This is a genomic window from Pseudomonas sp. HC1(2025), from assembly GCF_058742075.1.
This window is the reverse complement of the sequence record NZ_CP196017.1, coordinates 3,634,548-3,655,811: the sequence shown is the minus strand read 5'-3', so window position 1 is coordinate 3,655,811 and position 21,264 is coordinate 3,634,548. Positions and strand designations below refer to the sequence as shown.

Annotated in this window: 3 protein-coding genes; all 3 read left to right on the top strand. The window is 65.5% G+C overall.

Going from position 1 to position 21,264, the window contains the following annotated elements:
- Nucleotides 1–47: 47 nt before the first annotated feature.
- The 3 genes from ACSSVH_RS16090 to ACSSVH_RS16080 are packed head-to-tail and all read left to right on the top strand — an operon-like array spanning nucleotide 48 to nucleotide 21,242.
- Nucleotides 48–12,344 (top strand): non-ribosomal peptide synthase/polyketide synthase, encoded by a 12,297-nt coding sequence (locus ACSSVH_RS16090; protein ID WP_492633464.1) that lies wholly within the window; start codon nucleotides 48–50, stop codon nucleotides 12,342–12,344.
- Nucleotides 12,337–18,075 (top strand): amino acid adenylation domain-containing protein, encoded by a 5,739-nt coding sequence (locus ACSSVH_RS16085; RefSeq protein WP_492633463.1) that lies wholly within the window; start codon nucleotides 12,337–12,339, stop codon nucleotides 18,073–18,075. The genes ACSSVH_RS16090 and ACSSVH_RS16085 overlap by 8 nt, the downstream gene beginning before the upstream one ends.
- The gene (locus ACSSVH_RS16080; protein WP_492633462.1) at nucleotides 18,072–21,242 is read left to right on the top strand and encodes a non-ribosomal peptide synthetase; all 3,171 of its coding nucleotides are present in this window, start codon (nucleotides 18,072–18,074) and stop codon (nucleotides 21,240–21,242) included. The genes ACSSVH_RS16085 and ACSSVH_RS16080 overlap by 4 nt, the downstream gene beginning before the upstream one ends.
- The last annotated feature ends 22 nt before the right edge of the window (nucleotides 21,243–21,264 follow it).

Below are 21,264 nucleotides of genomic sequence, written 5' to 3'. Positions count from 1 at the left end.
GACGACGTGCCTTTGTGCTTCCTGCCTATTGCTCCGGATCCCAAGAAATGAACGCTGAAGACTCCTTGAAACTTGCTCGCCGGTTTATCGGGTTGCCCCTGGAAAAACGCCAGATGTTCCTCCAGGCGCTGCAAAAGGAAGGGATCGATTTTTCGCGTTTTCCGATTCCGGCCCAGGTCGAGGCCGAGGACCGTCAGGCGTTGTCCTACGCCCAGCAGCGCATGTGGTTTCTCTGGCAACTGGATCCGGCCAGCGCCGCCTACAACCTGCCGGGAGCGGTGCGCCTCAAGGGCCGTTTGAGCCTGTCAGCCATCGAGCAGGCGTTTGCCAGCCTGGTCGCGCGCCATGAAACCCTGCGCACGGTGTTCCAGCGCCAGGCCGATGAGCGCCTGTTGCAAGTGCCCTGCAAACCGGCGCTGGCGATTGAGCCATTGGACCTTGGCAACTTGCCAGCGGCCGAGCGCGAACAGGCCGTGATGGCCGCCGCCACCGCACAATCGCTGCAGCCCTTTGACCTGGCCACGGGCCCACTGCTGCGTGTGCAATTGCTCAAGCTTGCCGAGCAGGAGCATGTGTTGCTGTTGACCCTGCATCACATCGTCTCGGACGGCTGGTCGATGAACGTGCTGATCGACGAGTTCATCCGCTGCTATGACGCCTTTGAGCGCAACCAGGCGCCGCAACTGCCGGCCCTGCCGATCCAGTACAGCGACTATGCCCTGTGGCAGCGCCGCTGGCTCGAAGCCGGGGAGCAGGCGCGGCAACTGGATTACTGGCGCGAGCAGTTGGGCGATGAGCACCCGGTACTGGAATTGCCCCTGGACTTTGCGCGCCCAGCCGTGGCCAGTCATCAGGGCCAACGCTATGAGTTCGCGGTGCCGGCGCCGCTGGCTGAGGGCGCGCGCTTGCTGGCGCGCCAGCAGAATGTGTCGTTGTTCACCGTGCTGCTGGCTGCATTCAAGATCCTGCTGTTTCGCTACACCGGCCAGACCGACCTGCGGGTGGGCGTGCCGATTGCCAACCGGCATCGCGGTGAAACCGAGGGTTTGATCGGCCTGTTCGTCAATACTCAAGTGATGGCTGCGCACGTCGATGGGCAGGCGCGGGCCAGTGACTTATTGCAAGTGCTCAAGGACGTGGTCAGCGGCGCCCAGGCCCATCAGGACCTGCCGTTCGAACGCCTGGTCGAAGCCCTCAAGCCGGAGCGCAGCCTGAGCCACACGCCGCTGTTCCAGGTGCTGTACAACCATCAGCCGCAGGTGGCTGATCTTGAGGCGCTGGTGCTGGAATCCGGCCTGTCCTTGAGCCTGGTGGAGTGGCAAAGCCGCACCACCCAATTCGACCTGAGCCTCGACACCTGGGAGCAGGGCGGCACCCTGCGGGCCGCACTGACCTTCGCCACCGACCTGTTCACGCCCGCCACCATCGAACGCATGGCCCGCCACTGGAGCAACTTGCTAGCTGGCATGGTCGACAACGTGCAGCAGCGCGTGGCCGAACTGCCGATGCTCGACGCTGCGCACTACCAGCAGCAGATCCATGACTGGAACGCCACAGCGTCTGAGTACCCGCAAGAGCGCAGCATCCATCGACTGATCGCCGAGCAGGTCGAGCGTCAACCGGATGCCCTGGCCCTGACCTACGGCGCCAAGACCCTGAGCTATCGCCAGCTGGACGGCCAGGCCAATCAACTGGCGCACCAGCTGATCGAGCTGGGCGTGGGCCCTGAAGTGCGGGTCGGCGTGGCCATGCAGCGTTCCGACGCGTTGATCGTCGCCTTGCTCGGGGTGCTCAAGGCCGGCGGCGCCTATGTGCCGCTGGACCCGGATTACCCCGCCGACCGCGTGGCCTACATGCTCGAAGACAGTCGCGCCCAGGTGCTGCTGACCGAGGCCGACTTGCTCGCCGACTTGCCCCAGACTCAGGCCCGGGTGCTACTGATGGATCAACTGGCCGGCTATCCGCTGACAGCACCGGTCACCGCCGTGGCGCCCAATAATCTGGCCTACGTGATCTACACCTCCGGCTCCACCGGCAAGCCCAAAGGCGTGGCGATTGCCCATGGCAACGTACTGGCGCTGATCCACTGGTCGCAGCAGGTCTACAGCCGCGAAGATATCCAGGGCGTGCTGGCCTCGACCTCAGTGTGTTTTGACCTGTCGGTGTGGGAAATCTTCGTCACCCTGGCCAACGGCGGCTCGCTGATCCTCGCGCGCAATGCCCTGGGACTGCCCGACCTGCCGGCCCGCGACCAGGTGCGCCTGATCAATACCGTGCCGTCGGCGATCAATGCCTTGCAGCGCGCCGGGCAGATCCCCGAGAGCGTGCGCATCATTAACTTGGCCGGCGAGCCGCTCAAGCAATCCCTGGTGGACCGCCTCTACCAGCAGCCGTCGATCAAGCAGGTCTATGACCTGTATGGCCCTTCCGAAGACACCACCTATTCCACCTGGACGCCACGCGAAGCCTTGGGCCAGCCGAGTATTGGCCGACCGTTGAGCAACACCCAGGCCTACCTCCTCGACGCCGACCTGCAGCCCGTACCTACCGGGGCCGCTGCCGAGCTGCACCTGGCCGGCGCCGGGATCACCCGTGGCTATCTGGGCAAGGCAGCCTTGACCGCCGAAAAGTACGTGCCCAATCCTTTTTCCACCACCGGCGAGCGCCTGTACCGTACCGGCGACCTGACCCGCTATCGCGCCGATGGGGTGATCGAGTACGTCGGGCGTATCGACCATCAGGTGAAGATCCGTGGCCTGCGCATTGAGCTGGGGGAAATCGAGGCCCGTCTGCTCAGCCACCCACAGGTCAAGGAAGCGCTGGTGATTGCCCAGGATGGCCGCTTGCTGGTGGCCTATGTGGTACCGGCGACGATGCCTAAAGACCAGGGTGCGTTTGAGCAGACCCTGCGCGCGCATCTGGCCGAAACCCTGCCGCAATACATGCTGCCCACGGTAACCATGGCCTTGGCGCAATTCCCCGTGACCCCCAACGGCAAGCTGGACCGCAAGGCCTTGCCACGGGCCGGCGAGGCCAAGGTACAGGGCTTCAGCGCACCACAGGAGCCTCGGCAATTGCTGCTGGCCGGGATCTGGCAGGACATTCTTGGCCAGCCGCAGATTGGCCTGGATGACAACTTTTTCGAGCTGGGCGGCGACTCCATCGTCTCGATCCAGGTGGTCAGCCGCGCCCGCCAGGCCGGCTTGCAACTGGCGCCCAGCGACCTGTTCCGCCACCAGACCCTGCGCAGCCTGGCCGCCGCCGCCCGTGAAGTGTCGACACTGGCCATCGAGCAAGGCCCGGCCCAAGGCCCGGTGCTGCTGACCCCGGTGCAGCGATGGTTCTTTGCCCAGGACATTCCCGCCCGCCAGCACTGGAACCAATCGCTGCTGCTCACCCCGCGCCAGCCGATACAGGTCGCCGCACTGACCGCTGCGTTGCAGGCGTTGGTGGTACAACACGATGCCTTGCGCCTGCGTTTCGTCGAGGGTGGGCAGGGCTGGGAGCAAGCGCATGCGCAATCCACGACGGTGGAGCTATGGCAGCGCCAGGCCGCCAGCGTCGAGGCATTGCGCGAGCAGTGTGATCTGGCCCAGGCCAGCCTGGACCTGCAACACGGCCCGTTGATGCGGGCCTTGCTGGTGGACATGGCCGATGGCAGTCAGCGCCTGTTGTTGGTGCTGCATCACTTGGTGGTGGATGGGGTGTCCTGGCGTGTGCTGCTGGAAGACTTGCAGCGCGACTACGCCCAGGGCCTGGCCGGCGCACCGCTGACCACGCCGCACAAGACCAGTGCCTACCAGCAGTGGGCCGCGCGCCTGGACGACTACAGCCGCAGCCCGGCGCTGCTGGCCGAGTTAGCGTACTGGCGCGGGCAGTTGCAGGGCGCTGCCAGCGACTTGCCACGGGATAATCCCCACGGCCGGCAGACCCAGGCGGTGGCTGAACACATCCGCCTGCGCCTGGACCGTAAACACACCCGGCAACTGCTGCAACAGGCGCCGGCGGCCTACCGCACCCAGGTCAACGACCTGCTGCTGGCCGCCCTGGCCCGCACGATCTGCCAATGGACCGGCCACCCCTCGGCGCTGATCCAGCTCGAAGGCCATGGTCGCGAAGAGCTGTTCGATGATATCGACCTGACCCGCACCCTCGGCTGGTTCACCAGCCTCTACCCGCTGCGCCTGACCCCTGGCAACGAGCCGGGCGCGACCCTCAAGGCGATCAAGGAGCAATTGCGCCAGGTGCCCCGCAAAGGCATTGGCTACGGCGTGCTGCGCTACGGTGCTGCGGCTCAAGAGCTGGCGGCGCTGGCCCAGCCACGGATCACCTTCAACTACCTGGGGCAGTTCGACCAGCAGTTTGGCGATGATGCGCTGTTCGTACCGGCCAGCGAAGGCGGCGGCCAGGCCCAGAGCCCGGAGGCGCCCCTGGCCAACTGGCTGAGCGTGGAAGGGCGGGTGTACGCCGGCGAGCTGGAACTGGACTGGAGTTTCAGTGGCGAAGTCTACCGTCGCGAGACCATCCAGGCCCTGGTGGATCATTGCGCCCGGACCTTGCACGAGCTGATCGCACACTGCCTCGACCCGCAGCAGGGTGGGGCCACGCCTTCGGACTTCCCGCTGGTCAGCCTCGACCAGGCACAACTGGAAGGCCTGGGCTTGCCCCTGACGCAGATCGAGGACCTCTATCCGCTGTCGCCCATGCAGCAGGGCATGCTGTTCCACAGTGCCTACGATGCCGGGGCTGGCGCCTATATCAACCAACTGCGCCTGACCATCGATGGCCTGGACGTGGAGCGGTTTGGCCAATGCTGGCAAGCGGTGCTGGAGCGCCACGAAGTACTGCGTGCGCGGTTTGTCTGGGAAGGCCAGGCGCAGGCGTTGCAAGCGATCCAGCGCTCGGTGCAACTGCCGCTGACGGTGCTCGACTGCGCCCCCGACGACCTTGACCAACTGGCCCTTGAACAGCGCGAACAAGGTTTCGATCTGCACCAGGCGCCGTTGTTGCGCCTGGTGTTGGTGCCACTGGCGGCTCAGCGCTATGAACTGATCTACACCAGCCATCACATCCTGATGGACGGCTGGAGCAACGCGCAGTTGCTGGGCGAAGTCCTACAACGTTACGCCGGGCAGGTGCCGGCGCCGGTCACCGGGCGCTATGCCGACTATGTGGGCTGGCTGCTGGCCCAGGACCCCCAGGCCAGCGAGCAATTCTGGAGCGCGCAACTGCAAGCACTGGCCGCGCCGACCCTGCTGGCCAACGCTCTGCCGACGCCGCGCGGGGGCAGCGGTCAGGCCAGTCACCAGTTGCTGCTGGACGCCAGCACCACCGCGCGGCTGGGGGAGTTCGCGCGGCACCACAAGGTCACTTTCAACACCCTGCTGCAAGCGGCATGGGCGATTTTGCTGCAACGGTATTGCGGCCAGCCGAGCGTGGCCTTTGGCGCCACGGTGGCCGGGCGTCCGGCCCATTTGCCGGGGATTGAGCAGCAGGTCGGGCTGTTTATCAATACGTTGCCGATTATTTGCAGCCCGGAGGCCACCCAGAGCGTCGCCAGTTGGTTGCAACAGGTGCAGGCGCACAGTGTGGTCCTGCGCGAGCACGAGCACACACCGCTGTACGACATCCAGCGCTGGGCCGGGCAGCCGGGCAGTGCACTGTTCGACACCTTGCTGGTGTTCGAAAACTACCCGGTGTCCCAGGCGCTGCAAGCCGGCGCACCGGCCGGCTTGAGCTTCAGCGGGCTGCACAACCACGAGCAGACCAGCTATCCGCTGACCCTGGGCATCGAGTTGGGTGAAACCCTGAGCCTGGACTTCAGCTATGCCCGGACCGCCTTCAGCCCGCAGCAAATACACACTATCGGCGCGAGCCTGTTGCAACTGCTTGAGCAGTTTGTCGAGGCGCACGGCCAGGTACTGGGCAACCTGAGCCTGCGCGCTCCGGCCCTGGAGCAGGCGGCGGTGCAGCCGGCCGTCGACCCGTTGCTGGCGCACCAGCGTATCGAGCGCCGCGCTACGGCGACCCCGGATGCCCTGGCCTTGATCAGCGGTGACGAGCGCTGGACCTATGCCGAGCTCAATCAGCGCGCCAACCGCCTGGCCCATCGCTTGCGCGAGCAGGGTGTAGTGCCCGGCCAGCGCGTCGGGCTGGCGGTGCGTCGCGGTGGGGCGATGATTGCCAGCCTGCTGGCGATCCTCAAGGCCGGCGCCGCCTATGTGCCGTTGGACCCTGATTACCCGGCCCAACGCCTGGCCTACATGATTGATGACAGCGCCATGGATCTGCTGCTGCGCCAGCCCGGCGTGCTCGACGACGCCCTGGCCGATGCACGCGTGCCGTGCCTGCTGCTCGACGGATCGGAGCGCGACTATCCGTGCACCAACCTCGCCAACCTGGCGCTGGCCGAGCACCTGGCCTACGTGATCTACACCTCCGGCTCCACCGGGCAGCCCAAGGGGGTGTCCATCGCCCATGGCGCGCTGCGCGAGTTCTGCACGATAGCCGCCGAGTACTCGCAACTCACCCCTCAGGAGCGGGTGCTGCAATTCGCCACATTCAGCTTCGACGGGTTTGTCGAGCAATGCTTCCCGCCGCTGTGCGAAGGCGCCTGCCTGGTGCTGCGCGGTGACGACACCTGGGACACCGTGACCCTGTACGAGCAGATCATCGAGCACGGCGTGACCCTGGCCGACTTGCCGGCGGCGTACTGGTTCCTGCTGGCCCAGGACTGGGCCGCCGACCCGCAGCGCAGTCGCGGGCAACTGCGCCAGGTGCATGTGGGGGGCGAGGCGATGTCGGTGGAAGGGCTCAAGCTCTGGCACGCCGCAGGCCTAGGCGGCGTGCGCTTGCTCAACACCTATGGCCCGACCGAAGCCACGGTGGTGTCCAGCACCCACCTGTGCCAACTGATGGATGCCGACGCGGCCAATGGTGTGCCGATTGGCCGTGCCTTGCCGGGTCGGGCGCTGTATGTGCTCGATCGCGACGCCAACCCACTGCCCGATGACGTGGTCGGTGAGTTGTGCATCGCCGCTTGCGAGGGCTTGGCCCAGGGTTATCACCAGCGTGCGGCACTGACTGCCGAGCGTTTCATTCCCGACCCATTCGCCGCCGTGGCCGGCAGCCGCGTGTACCGCAGTGGCGACCTGGCGCGACGCGACGCGGCGGGGGTGGTGCATTACTGTGGGCGGATCGACCACCAGGTGAAGATCCGTGGTTTCCGTATCGAACTCGGCGAAATCGAATCGCGCCTGTTGCAACAGCCCGGTGTACGTGACGCGGTAGTCCTGGCCCATCAGGGCGCGAGCGCGCAGCAACTGGTGGCCTATATCGTGCCGGCGCAGGCCGAGCCTGGGTTGCGCGAGCGCCTCAAGGCCAGTCTCAAGACGAACATGCCGGACTACATGGTGCCGACCTACTGGATGCTGCTCGACCACTTGCCGCTGACCCCCAACGGCAAGCTCGACCGCAAGGCCCTGCCCAAGCCGGACGCCAGCCTGTTGCAGCAGGACTATGTGGCGCCGGTCACCGCCGTGCAGCAGCAACTGGCGGCTATCTGGCAAGCAGTGTTGAACCTGCCGCGGGTGGGGCTTGGGGACAACTTCTTCGAGCTGGGCGGTGATTCGATCCTGTCCATGCAGGTGGTCAGTCGAGCCCGTCAGGCGGGGCTGCACTTCACTGCCAAGGCGTTGTTCGAGCAGCAGACCATTCAAGGCCTGGCCAGTGTCACCCGCAGTGGCGATGGCCTGCCGAGCATCGACCAGGGTCCGGTGGTCGGTGGCATGCCGTTGCTGGCGGTGCAGCAGGTGTTTTTTGACGAGGATATTCCCCAGCGCCAGCACTGGAACCAGTCGGTACTGTTGACGCCCCGCCAGCCCCTGGACGGGGCGCGACTTGCCCAGGCCTTGCAGGTGCTGGTCGCCCATCACGATGCGCTGCGCCTGAACTTCCAGCACGACGGTGCGCAGTGGCTCGCCAGCCACGGCGCGGCGTCAACCCAGGAGCTGCTCTGGCAGCTCCGGGTCAATCACGACGCCGAGCTTCAGGCGCTGGCCGACCAGGCCCAGGCCAGCCTGGACCTGCAACAAGGTCCGCTGCTGCGCGCGGTGTTGTTCGACAAGGCCGATGGCAGCCAGCGCCTGCTGGTGATCATTCATCACCTGGTGGTCGACGGCGTGTCCTGGCGCGTCCTCCTGCAAGACCTGCAGGACGCTTACCGCCAGCCCACCGTGAGCTTGCCGGCCAAGACCACTGCGTTCAAAACCTGGGCCGAGCAACTGCAAGGTCTTGCCCGCAGTCCCGCGCTACACACCGAGGTTGCGTTTTGGCAAGCACTGCACGGCACCGACAACCACCTGCCGGGCGCCAGGGTGGACGCCAGCCTGCGCGGCCGCGACGGCATTACGCTGGATACGCGCCTGGACGCCGACCTGACTCGGCGCCTGTTGCAGGAGGCACCAGCGGCCTATCGCACCCAGGTCAATGACCTGCTGCTGACGGCATTGGCGCGGGTCATCACGCGCTGGACCGGGCGCCGTGAAGTGTTGATCCAGCTCGAAGGCCATGGCCGTGAAGAGCTGTTCGACCACCTGGACCTGACCCGCACCGTGGGTTGGTTCACCAGCCTGTTCCCGGTACGCCTGGTACCCGCCGAGGCGCTGGACGATTCGATCAAGCAGGTCAAGGAGCAACTGCGCGCCATCCCCAATCGGGGCGTGGGTTTTGGCGCCTTGCGTTACCTGGGCGACGCATCGGTGCGGCACACCCTGGCGGCACTGCCGGTGCCGCGTATCACCTTCAACTACCTGGGCCAGTTCGACAGTAGCCTTGAAGGCGAGCACAGCGCACTGTTTGTACCCAGTGGCGAACGTGCCGGGCTTGAGCAGCACCCGGACGCGCCGCTGGGCAACTGGCTGGCCCTTAACGGGCAGGTGTTCGACGGCGAGTTGTGCCTGGGCTGGACCTTCAGCCAGCAGATGTTCGACGCCGCCACCATCCAGGCCCTGGCCGACGCCCTGGCCTTGGAGCTCAAGGCGCTGATTGAACACTGCACGAGCGCCGGCCATCACGGCGTGACCCCGTCGGACTTCCCGCTGGCGGCGTTGACCCAGGTGCAAGTGGATACCCTGGCCGGCGCCTGCGAAGCCATCGAGGATATTTATCCGCTGTCGGCCATGCAGCAGGGCATGTTGTTCCATAGTCTGCTGGAGCAAGGCGGCGGCGAGTATGTCAACCAGATGCAGGTCAGCATCGACGGCCTCGATCCCGAACGCTTCCGGGCGGCGTGGCAGGTGGTGGTCGATGCTCATCCTATCCTGCGCACCGCCTTTGCCTGGCAGGGTGGTTTGCCGCAACCGGTGCAGGTGGTGCACAAGCAGCTTGAAGTACCGTTCAGCGTGCTCGACTGGCGTGAACGCAGCGACCAGCCACAGGCGCTGCAAGCGCTGGCCGCTGCCGAGCTGGCCCAGGGTTTTGACCTGAACCAGCCCGGGTTGTTGCGCCTGGTGCTGGTGCGCCTGGACGCGCGTCGTTGCGAATTGTTGTACACCCACCACCACATCCTGATGGATGGCTGGAGCAACTCCCAGCTGTTGGGCGAGGTGCTGCAACGCTATGACGGCCAGGTGCCGACGCCGTCGGTGGGGCGCTATCGCGATTACATCGCCTGGCTGCAACGCCAGGATCAGCAGGCTGGCCAACAGTTCTGGCGCGCCAACCTGGCGGCACTGGAAGAGCCGACTCTGCTGGCCCAGGCGGTCAGCGACCCGGCGCAGGCGCTGGCCGGTGGTCATGGCGATCATTACCTGACGCTGGATGTGACGCAAACCCGCCGCCTGGGCGAGTTTGCCCGCCAGCAGAAAGTCACCCCCAACACCCTGGTGCAGGCCGCATGGCTGTTGCTGTTGCAGCGTTACACCGGGCAGGACAGCGTAGCCTTTGGCGCCACGGTCGCCGGTCGCCCGGCTGACCTGGCGGGTATCGAGCAGCAGGTTGGCCTGTTCATCAACACTTTGCCGGTGATTGCCAGCCCGCGTGCCGAGCACACGGTCAGCCAATGGCTGCACGCCGTACAGGAGCAAAACCTGGCCCTGCGCGAGCATGAGCACACGCCGTTGTTCGATATCCAACGCTGGGCCGGGCACAGTGGTGACGCGCTGTTCGACAGCCTGCTGGTATTTGAAAACTACCCGGTGGCCGCAACCCTCAAGCGTGGCGCACCCCAGGGGCTGGTGTTCGGTGAGGTGCGCAGTGTCGAGCAGACCAACTATCCGTTGAGCCTGCTGGTCAGCCTGGGGGAAACCCTGACCGTGCATGTGCGCTTCATCCACGCCCATTTCAGCGTGGGCACCATCGATGAACTCAGCGAGCATTTCAGCCGCCTGCTGTTGGGCATGCTCGATCAGCCCGAACTGGCGCTGGGTGACTTGTCGATGCAAGGTGCGGCCCGTCAACGACAGGTGGTTGCGCAATGGAATCCACCGGCGGTCGATTACCCGCGCGAGCAGTGCATTCATCAATTGTTCGAAGCCCAGGCCAAGCGGGCCCCCGAGGCCGTCGCGCTGGTGTTTGGCCAACAGTCGCTGACCTATGCCGAGCTTAATCAGCAGGCCAACCAACTGGCGCATCGGTTGCTGGCCGAAGGTGTCGGGCCGGATCGTCTGGTGGGGATTGCGGTGGAGCGCGGCTTGCCGATGATCATCAGCCTGCTGGCGATCCTCAAGGCCGGTGGCGCCTACGTGCCGCTGGACCCGGCTTACCCGGCCGATCGCCTGGCGTACATGATGCAAGACAGCGGCCTGAGGTTATTGATTACCCAGGCGCCGCTGCTTGGTTCGCTACCGATTCCGGGCGGCGTGCAGGCGCTGGTGCTGGAGGGCGAGGCGGGCTGGTTCGCCGGTTACCCGAGCCACAACCCACCGGCGTCGGCCGGGCCGGACAACCTGGCCTATGCGATCTACACCTCCGGTTCCACCGGCAAGCCCAAAGGCGTGATGGTGCCCCATGGCGCCCTCGGCAATTTCATTGCGAGCATGGCCCGCGAGCCGGGGCTTGCGGCGGGTGAACGGATCCTCTCGCTGACCACGTTCTCGTTCGATATCTTCGGCCTGGAGATCTACCTGCCGCTGACTGTCGGCGCCTGTGCGGTGCTGGTGGACAAAGACACCACCCTCGATCCGGACGCGATCCTCAGCACCGTCGCGAGCCAGCGCGTCAACACCCTGCAAGCCACGCCCTCGACCTGGCGCATGTTGCTCGACAGCCCGCAGGTGGCGGCGTTGCAGGGTTGTACCTTGCTCTGCGGTGGCGAAGCCCTGGCCGACGAACTGGCGGCACGCATGCTCGCCCTCGGCGGCGCGGTGTGGAACCTCTATGGCCCGACCGAGACCACCATCTGGTCGGCAGCCCACCGCCTCGACGGCCAGCCATGGCTGGGGCGGCCAATCGATAACACCGCGTTGTACATCCTCAGCCAGGACGGTGCGTTGGCCCCGGTCGGCGTGCCCGGCGAGTTGTTGATCGGCGGCGATGGCCTGGCGCGCGGCTACTTCCAGCGTCCAGGCCTGACTGCCGAGCGCTTCTTGCCCGACCCATTCGGTGCGCCCGGCCAGCGCCTGTATCGCACCGGCGACCTAGCGCGCTACCGCGCCGAAGGGGTGATCGAATACCTCGGGCGCCTGGACCACCAGGTGAAAATCCGTGGCTTTCGCATCGAACTGGGGGAAATCGAGGCGCGCATCCAGTCCCAGGACGCTGTGCGGGAAGCGGCGGTGCTGGCCCTGGACGGACCCAGCGGGCCACAACTGGTGGGCTATGTGGTACTCGCCGAACTTAGCGATAGCCCCGAACGGCACGCGGCGTTGCGCGAGTCGATCAAGGCCGGCCTCAAGCAGCACCTGGCCGACTACATGGTCCCGGCGCACCTGGTGTTTGTCACGCAGATGCCCCTGACCCCCAACGGCAAGCTGGACCGCAAGGCCCTGCCGGCGCCGGACGTCAGCCAAATGCAACGGGCCTATGTGGCACCGGCCTCGCCGCTCGAGCAGCAACTGGCCGAAATCTGGCAGCAAGTGCTCAAGGTCGAGCGTATCGGGCTTGGCGACAACTTCTTCGACCTGGGCGGGCACTCCCTGCAGGTGGTGGTGATGTTGTCCCGCGTGCGCGCGGTGCTTGGGGTGGACGTGGCGGTGAAGGACTTTTATGCCCAGGACAGCCTTGGGGCGTTGGCCAAAACCCTGGGCGACGCGGCCCAGGGCGATGGCCTGGCCGATGACTTTGACCTGATCTTCGATGCCCTCGATGAGCTGGAGCAGGAAAACCTGGAGGAAAGCAATGCTTAACAAAACTGCGGAACTGGTGGCGCGCATCAAGGACTTGAGCGCACCCAAGCGCGCGCAACTGTTCAGCAAGCTGGAACAACAGGGGGTCAATGTCGCGCGTTTCCCGATTGTGCCGGCCAGCGAGACCGGGCCCCAGGCCCTGTCGTATGCCCAGCAGCGGCAATGGTTCCTCTGGCAGTTCGACCCCCTGGGCAGTGCCTACAACATCTGCGCGGCCCTGCGTTTGAAGGGCGAGCTGGATGTCGAGGCGCTGCAATGCAGCTTGTCGCAGGTGCTGGCGCGTCATGAAGGGCTGCGCGCCGGGTTTGTGCAGGAGGATGAGCGGGTGCGGTGCATCATTCGGCCGATTGACGCGCTGGAACTTGCGGTACAGGACGCTGCGGCGGGCGACCCCGAGTCTGTCATCAAGGCGTTTGTCCAGGTGCAGAGCAGCCAGCCGTTCGATCTGGAACACGATCTGTTATTGCGTGCCGCAGTGTTGCGCCTGGCGGACGATGAGCATGTGCTGGTGCTGACGTTGCACCACATCGTCACCGATGGCTGGTCGATGCAGATCATGATCGATGAGCTACTGGCGCTGTACATCGCCCAGGTTACGGGCACGCCATGCGCGTTGCCGGCGCCGGTCATCCAGTACGCCGACTATGCCGCCTGGCAGTGGCAATGGCTGGAGGCCGGGGAAGGGCGCCGGCAGCTGGATTACTGGCGTGGCAGACTGGGCACAGAGCACGTCCTGCTTGAGCTGCCGGTGGATCGCCCGCGCCTGGGGCCGCCGGACCAGCAGGGTGCGACGCTGCCGCTGGCGTTGGACCGCGCCCTGAGCGATGGCCTCAAGGGCCTGGCGCAGCAGCAAGGGGTGAGCCCGTTCATGTTGCTGCTGGCGTCGTTCCAGGTGCTGTTGCACCGTTACAGCGGCCAGTCGGATATCCGCGTCGGCGTGCCCACCGCCAACCGCAACCGCGCCGAGACGGAGCGGGTCATCGGCTTTTTCGTCAACACCCAGGTGATGCAGGCCACGCTCGACAGCCAGCAGCCGTTTGCGGACTTTGTGCAGACCGTCAAGGCCGCCGCCCACGAGGCCCAGACCTGGCAGGACCTGCCGTTCGAGCAGTTGGTGGAGGCGCTGCAACCCGAGCGCAACAGCCTGCACACGCCGTTGTTCCAGGTCATGTTCAACCACCAGATGGAAGCTGGCCGGTTTGCCGATGGCCAGCCCCTGGGCGGGTTGCTGTGCACCCCGGTCGACTCGGAAAACCGCAGTGCGCCGTTTGACCTGACCCTCAATACCTTCGACGGGCCCGATGGCCTGTCGGCGGCGCTCACCTATGCCACCGACATCTTTGACGCCTCGACTGTCGAGCGCCTGGCGCGGCACTGGCAGGCCTTGTTGCAGGGCATGCTCGATGACCCCCGCCAGCGCATTGGCCAACTACCGATGCTTACCGCCGCCGAACAACGCCTGGCGCTGCAAAGCTGGAACAGCAGCACCGCCGACTACCCTCGCCACAGCGCCATCCACCAGTTGATCGAGGCCCAGGCCGCCCGTACTCCGGACGCTGTGGCGTTGGTGTTTGATACACAGTCGTTGACCTTTGCCCAGCTCAACCAGCAGGCCAACCGCCTGGCCCATCGTTTGATCGAAGCCGGCGTGGGCCCGGATGTGCTGGTGGGCATCGCGGTGCAGCGCAGCGTCGACCTGGTGGTCGGGCTATTGGCGATTCTCAAGGCTGGTGGCGCCTACATCCCGCTGGATCCGGCGTACCCCGAGGATCGCCTGGCCTACATGATGCAAGACAGCGGCCTGGCCCTGCTGCTGACCCAGGCACCGTTGCTCGCGCGTTTGCCGATCCCGGCCGGGGTCAGTGCGCTGGTCCTGGACCAGCCGGGTGCGTGGCTCGATGGCTACAGCTGCGAAAACCCACTGCCGCGCAGCAGCGCCGAACACCTGGCCTACGTGATCTACACCTCCGGCTCCACCGGCAAGCCCAAAGGCGTGATGGTGCGCCATGGTGCGCTGACCAACTTTGTGTGCAGCATGGCCCGCCAGCCGGGGTTGCACGCCCAGGACCGGTTGCTGTCGCTGACCACCTTCTCGTTCGATATTTTCGGCCTGGAAATCTACGGGCCACTGCTGGTCGGCGCGACCCTGGTGCTGACCGGGCAGGACATCAACCTCGACCCGCAAGCCTTGCTGGCCCTGGTCAAGCAGCAGCGCATCAGCGTGTTGCAGGCCACGCCTTCCACGTGGCGCATGCTGCTCGATCACCCCCAGGCCGACGCCCTCAAGGGCTGCAAACTATTGTGCGGCGGTGAGGCGCTGCCCCTGGAGCTGGCGACCCGACTTTTGGCGCTCTCGCCCCAGGTGTGGAACCTCTACGGGCCGACCGAAACCACCATCTGGTCGGCGCAGTACCCACTCACGCCGACCCAGCCACAGCCTTGGCTCGGCGGGCCGATTGCCAATACCAGCCTGTATATCCTCGACGATAACCTGGCGCCGGTGCCGGTCGGGGTCGCCGGCGAATTGTTGATTGGCGGCGACGGCCTGGCGCGAGGTTATTTCCAGCGGCCGGCACTTACCGCCGAGCGCTTCTTGCCTGACCCATTTGGTGCGCCCGGCGCGCGCCTGTATCGCACCGGCGACCTGGCGCGCTACCGCGCGGACGGGGTGATCGAGTACATCGGCCGCGTGGACCATCAGGTGAAAATCCGTGGGTTGCGGATCGAACTGGGGGAAATCGAAGCGCGGCTGTTGGAGCAACCGCCAGTGCGCGAAGCCGCCGTGGTGGTGCGGGACGTCGCTGGCCATCCGCAGTTGGTGGCGTACGTGGTTGCCGTGCAAGCGGTCAGCGATGAGCAGGCGCTGCGTGAGGCGTGCAAGCGTCAGCTCAAGGGCGACCTGCCGGAGTACATGGTGCCCAGCCATTGGGTCTTCCTCGACAGCCTGCCGCTGACTCCCAACGGCAAACTCGACCGCAAGGTGTTGCCCGCACCGGATGCCAGCGCCCTGCTGCAACACTACATCGCGCCGCGCAACGCCCTGGAGCAGCAGATCGCCGAGGTCTGGCAGCAGGTGCTGGGCCTGGCGCAAGTGGGGGTGAGCGACAACTTCTTCGAGCTCGGCGGGCACTCGCTGCTGGCCACCCAAGTGATCGCGCGACTCAAGCAAACCCTGGCCAGCAACCCAGGCTTGCGTGACCTGTTCAACGCTCCGGTGCTGGAAGATTTTGCCGCATTGCTGGCAAGCCGCTCGGTTGTGCAGCCGGCGCAAATCGCCTTGCACGCCCATGGCCCGCGCAGCACTGCGCCCCTGTCCCTGGCCCAGCGGCGCTTGTGGGTGGCCGAGCAGTTCTCGGCCGGCAACGGCGCGTATGGCATGCCCTTGGCGTTGCGCTTGCGTGGCGAAGTCTCGCTGGCGTTGTTGATCGCAAGCCTCAAGTGCGTGGTGCAACGCCATGAGGTGCTGCGTACCGCCTATGTCGCCGACGATGACGGCGATCCACTGGCGGTGATCGCGCCTGAAGTGAATGTGGACTTCGCCGTGGTCGACCTGTCGCACCTGGACCGTATCGAACAGGAAGCCCAGGTCGCCCAGGCCACACTGGACAATACCCGGCGCCCGATCAACCTGGCGCAGGCGCCGTTGTTCCGTGGGCAGATCCTGCGCCTGGGCGCCCATGAACATGTGCTGCTGTATTCGATGCACCACATCATCTCCGATGGCTGGTCGATGGCGGTGCTGGTGGGTGAACTGGTGCAGCACTACGCTGCGCTCAAGCAGGGGCGTGGCATCGATCTGCCGCCGCTGGCGGTGCAATACAGTGACTACGCCCAATGGCAGTTGGAGTTGGAACAGGCCGGGGTGTTGCAGCAACAGGCCGGCTACTGGAAGGACGCCCTGGCCGGTCACCCTGGGCACCTGCTGCTACCGACAGACTTTGCGCGGCCGCCGATGCCGTCCTTCGAGGGCTCCAGCGAGTCATTCAGCGTGCCGCCGGCGTTGGGCGAGGCACTGAAAAGCCTGTCCGCACGCCAGGGTGTCACGCCTTACACCACGTTGTTGGCCGCATTCCAGGTGTTGCTGCATCGCCTGGGCGCCAGCGACGACGTGCTGGTGGGCGCCGATGTGGCGGGGCGTCAGCATGCTGAGCTGGAAGGCCTGATTGGTTTCTTCGTCAACATCCTGCCCCTGCGCTCGCGCTTCGACGCCCGGGCGCGCTTCAGCGATTTCCTCGCCGCGGCCCGGGAAACCTCCCTGAGTGCCTTCGAACACCAGGACCTGCCCCTGGACATGATCGCCGAAGCCAGCAACGTGCCGCGCCACAAGGGTTTCAACCCCTTGGTGCAAGTGCTGTTCGTGATGAACAACCTGCCGGTGCACAGCGCGGGCCTGGCGGACATTGCGGTGGAAATGGTGCCCAGCCTGGGCGGTTATTCCAAGTTCGATATGGCGCTGTTTATCGACGAAGACCACGGCCAGTGGCAGGGCACCTGGCAGTACGCCAATGACTTATTCAAACAAGAGCGCATCACCGAACTTGTGAGCGCCTGGATGGGAATTCTTCAACAGATTGTCATGGATCCAGACATCCGATTAGGGGACATCATCATGCCGTCGAATACCGCTGTTGCTCCTGCCGCACCTGCCAGCCCGAAGGCCGACAAGCTGGGCAAGTTCCTCAAGAAACCATCTAGCCCGGTGGCCAGGGCCCCGCTGCCGGCGATGCGTGAATCGCTGTTGAACGCCGACCAGGTGTTCCCGTTGCTGATGGAACCCAACGACCCGGGGCTCGACCTGGTGACCTGGGTCCAGGCCAATCGCGCCCTGGTCGAAGAGAAACTCGCGCGGCATGCGGGGATCCTGTTCCGAGGCTTCGCCATGCGTGACATCCACGACTTCGAGGCCTTTGCCGAAGCCGTCCAGCCGGGCCTGTATGGCCAGTACGGCGACTTGCCGAAGAAAGAGGGCGGCAAGAACACCTATCGCTCCACGCCTTACCCGGAAAAGAAAATGATCCTGTTCCATAACGAGAGCTCGCACCAGGATCGTTGGCCGCGCAAGCAGCTGTTTTTCTGTGAGCAACCGTCGCCCGTGGGCGGGGCCACGCCGGTGGTCGATTGCCGGCAGATGTACCTGCGTTTGCCGCAAGCGTTGCGCGATACCTTCGAAAGCAAGGGCCTGCTGTATGTGCGCACCTTCGCCGACAAGCTCGACGTGTCCTGGCAGCATTTTTTCAAGACCGAAGACCGCGCCCAGGTCGAGCAGCGTTGCGCGCTGGCTGGCATCCAGTGGACCTGGCTGGACAACGACGAACTGCAGATCCGCACCCCGTGCCCGGCGATCATCACCCACCCGAGCACCGGCGAGAAAACCTTCTTCAACCAGGTGCAACTGCACCATATCTACTGCCTGGACCCCGATGTGCGCGACGACTTGCTGGGCCTGTTCGGCCCCGAGCGGATGCCGCGCCACGTGTACTACGGCGACGGCAGCCCGATTGAAGACGCGGTGATGCAGCAACTGGGCGAACTCTACGAGGCCTGTGCGGTGCGCTTTGACTGGCGCAAGGGCGATGTGATCCTGCTGGACAACATGCTCGCCGCCCACGCCCGCGACCCCTTTGAAGGCCCACGCAAAATCGTCGTGGCCATGGGCGAAATGATCGAACGGCGCGACCTGGAAACGGTAGTGCCCTCCACACGTATGCAAACTGAAGGGACTGACGCATGAGTACGCTTAACGATGCAGGCCTGGCGCTGCTCGCCGAACAGCAGCAGCGGGTGCTGGACGCCCAGGGCGGCGCGAGCTGGGGCGACATTGCGCACCTGCTGTCTATCCAGATCAGCGGCGCGCTCGATGTGCCACGGCTGCAAGCGGCGTTTAGTGGATTGCGCCAGCGTCACACAGCGCTCGCGGCGCGTTTGGCGACCGCGCCCGGTTACCGTGGCCTGCGGCAGTTCTTTGATGCCGGGGCGGCGAATGGGGCACTGGCGGTGGATGAGTCCAGTAACACCGCGCAGGTCCTGGCGCTGTGGTGTCAGCGCCCGGTGAGCTTGGCGTCCGGAGTGTTTTTTGAGGGCCTGTTGCAGCGTATCGACACGCAGCACTGGCAACTGACCCTGGGCCTGGCGGGTTTTATCGGCGACCAGGCCAGCCTGGAAATTCTCTATCAAGACCTGTGCACAGCCTATGAGCAGGGCAGTTGCAGCGTGGACGAGGAACTGGGGCAGTTTGCCCAGTACCTGGAATGGCACGCAGAAGTGGTGCTTGACGAAGACGCGGATACCGCCAAGGCCTATTGGCAAACCTACCTGGCGGGCGCTGGCGCGCTGGCGCCGGACTTGCCGGGCCGCTACGCCAATACCGTGCAGGGCAAGGCCGTTGGGCAGTCCCTGAGTACCGACCTTGACCCGCGCGTGTTGGCGCGCCTGGGCCAGTTGGCGACCCAGCACGGCACCCAGGTGACCACGCTCTTGCAAGCCGCCTGGTGGGTGCTGCTGGCGCGGATCAGCGGGCGCGAAGGGTTTGTCGCAGGCCTGCGGCATGACGCGCGCGCGGACTATGAGTTCTTCGCGCCGACCGTGGGCCTGTTGCAAAGAACCCTGGCGCTGCACCTCGACCTGGCGCCGACGGCCTCGTTCAGCAGCGTCCTGGCGCAGTTGGCGGGGGTGCTGGACAGCCATGGCACCTGGCAGGAATATGCGCCGCTCGACGCTGGCCTGCCGCTGACCCATGGCTTTGGCGTGCGCCGCCAGCCGGCAGCGCGCGCAGTGGGGGCATGCACTTGGAGTGGCGCCTACAGTGCTGATCTGCGGCCGCTGTTTGAACTGGCGCTGAATGTCGATGTGGAGGAGGGCGGCGCGGTTACCGGGCTGTCGCTGGACTATGCCGCCGCCGTGTACAGCCAGGCATCGATGCACACGTTGCTGGCGCAGTATCAAGTGCTGCTGGCCAGTGTGCTGGAGCAGCCGGACGCGGCCATCGTTACCCTGAGCCTGTTGGGGGAAGCGGAGCGCCAACGCCTGCTGGCATTCAATCCTGCGGCGCAAGTGCTGGAAGAGCGGGTGCTGTTGCCCGAGCATATTCTCAATTGGGCCGAAATCACCCCGGATGCGCTGGCGTTGGTGGCGGGTGGGCAATCGTTGAGCTATGCCGGGCTGGACGCTGGTGTGCGCCAACTGGCCGGCCGTCTGCGCCAGCACGGCGTTACTGCGGGCGGTATCGTCGCCCTGGCGTTGCCGCGCGGCGTGGCCCAGGTGCTGACCATTCTTGCCACCTGGCGCACAGGGGCCGCCTACCTGCCGCTGGACCCCAGCTGGCCCGCGGCCCGCCAGGCCCAACTGGTGGCGCAGGCCGGCGCGCAACTGCTGGTCACCCAGGGCGCGGCGCCGGATGGATTGGGCTGTGCGGTGCTGGATCTCGATCAACCGGTGCAGCAGCCGTTGCCGGAAGCGCCGAGCGCGAACCTGCAAGGCCAGGACGCGGCCTATGTGCTGTTTACCTCCGGCACCACCGGTGTACCCAAGGGCGTGGTGGTTGAGCATCGGCAATTGCTCAACTATGTCGCGGGTGTCAGCGGTGAGCTGGACCTGGCCGCCTGCCGGCACTTCGCTCAGGGCTCAACCGTCGCCGCAGACCTGGGCAATACCAGCCTGTTTGGCGCGTTGTACAACGGCGCCACCTTGCATATCGCTGATGAAGCCACGATGCAGGATCCGCAGGCGTTTGCAGCGTTTATCCAGACCCAGGGCATCGACTGTCTGAAAATCGTCCCGTCCCATCTTGCGGCCTTGCTCGAAGCACCGCAGCCGACAGTACCGGCGACCCTGATCCTCGGCGGCGAGGCCATCGGCCAGGGGTTGGTGGCGCGCATCTTCAACCTGCGCGCCGATTGCCGCCTGTTCAATCACTACGGCCCCACCGAAACCACCGTCGGCGTCGCCGTGCATGGGATCAGCCCGGACGACTTGCAGCAGATGGCGATTGCCCTGACTCGGGTGCTGCCAAACAACCAGTTGTACATCCTCAACGAGGACCAGCAACTGGTGGCCAGCGGTGAACTGGGTGAGCTGTATATCGGCGGTCAGCAATTGTGCCGAGGCTACCTGAATGACCCGGTGCAGACCGATGCCGCGTTTATCAGCAGTCCGTTCGCCCCTAGCGAGCGCCTGTACCGTAGCGGCGACCTGGCCCGTTACCTGCCCCAAGGCGGTATCGCCCTGTATGGCCGGCGCGACCACCAGGTGAAGGTGCGCGGGTTCCGTATCGAACTGGCAGAGATCGAACAACACCTGCTGCGTGCCCCAGGAGTGAGTGAAGCCGTGGTGCTGCTGGCGCAGGATGAGCCGGTAGCCTTTGTACTGCCGAGGCAGGACGCGCCAGCGCACTGGCTGCAAACCCTCAAGCAGCACATGGCCGAGCACTTGCCGGCGGTGATGGTGCCGCGTCAGTACCAAGTGGTGCAGCACATGCCCCGCCTGGGCAATGGCAAAGTCGATCGCCAGGCCTTGCAGCGCCTGGAGCCCATCGATGAAGACGACAACTTCGCCGAACCCCAGGACGCCCTCGAAGCCTTGCTGGCCAGCCGCATGGCCCAGTTGCTGGGTCGTGACCGCCTGGGCCGCGACCGCGACTTTTTTGCCGCCGGCGGCCATTCGCTGCTGGTGATCAAGCTGGTGGCGGGGATTCGCAAACTGTTGCACTGCGAAGTCCATCCCGGCATCGTGTTCGACCACCCAAGCCCCGGCGAGCTGGCCCAGGCCCTGCGCGCCCAGGAAGACAGCCCTGGCCAACTGGAAAAACTGGCCCAGGCACGTTTGCGCCTGGATGCATTGAGCCCAGAGGAGAAGGCCGCGTTGCTGGAGAAGGCGCGCCAACAGGCGGCAGTGCAGAGCTGAGACGGTTGCGGGCGCTGGCGGT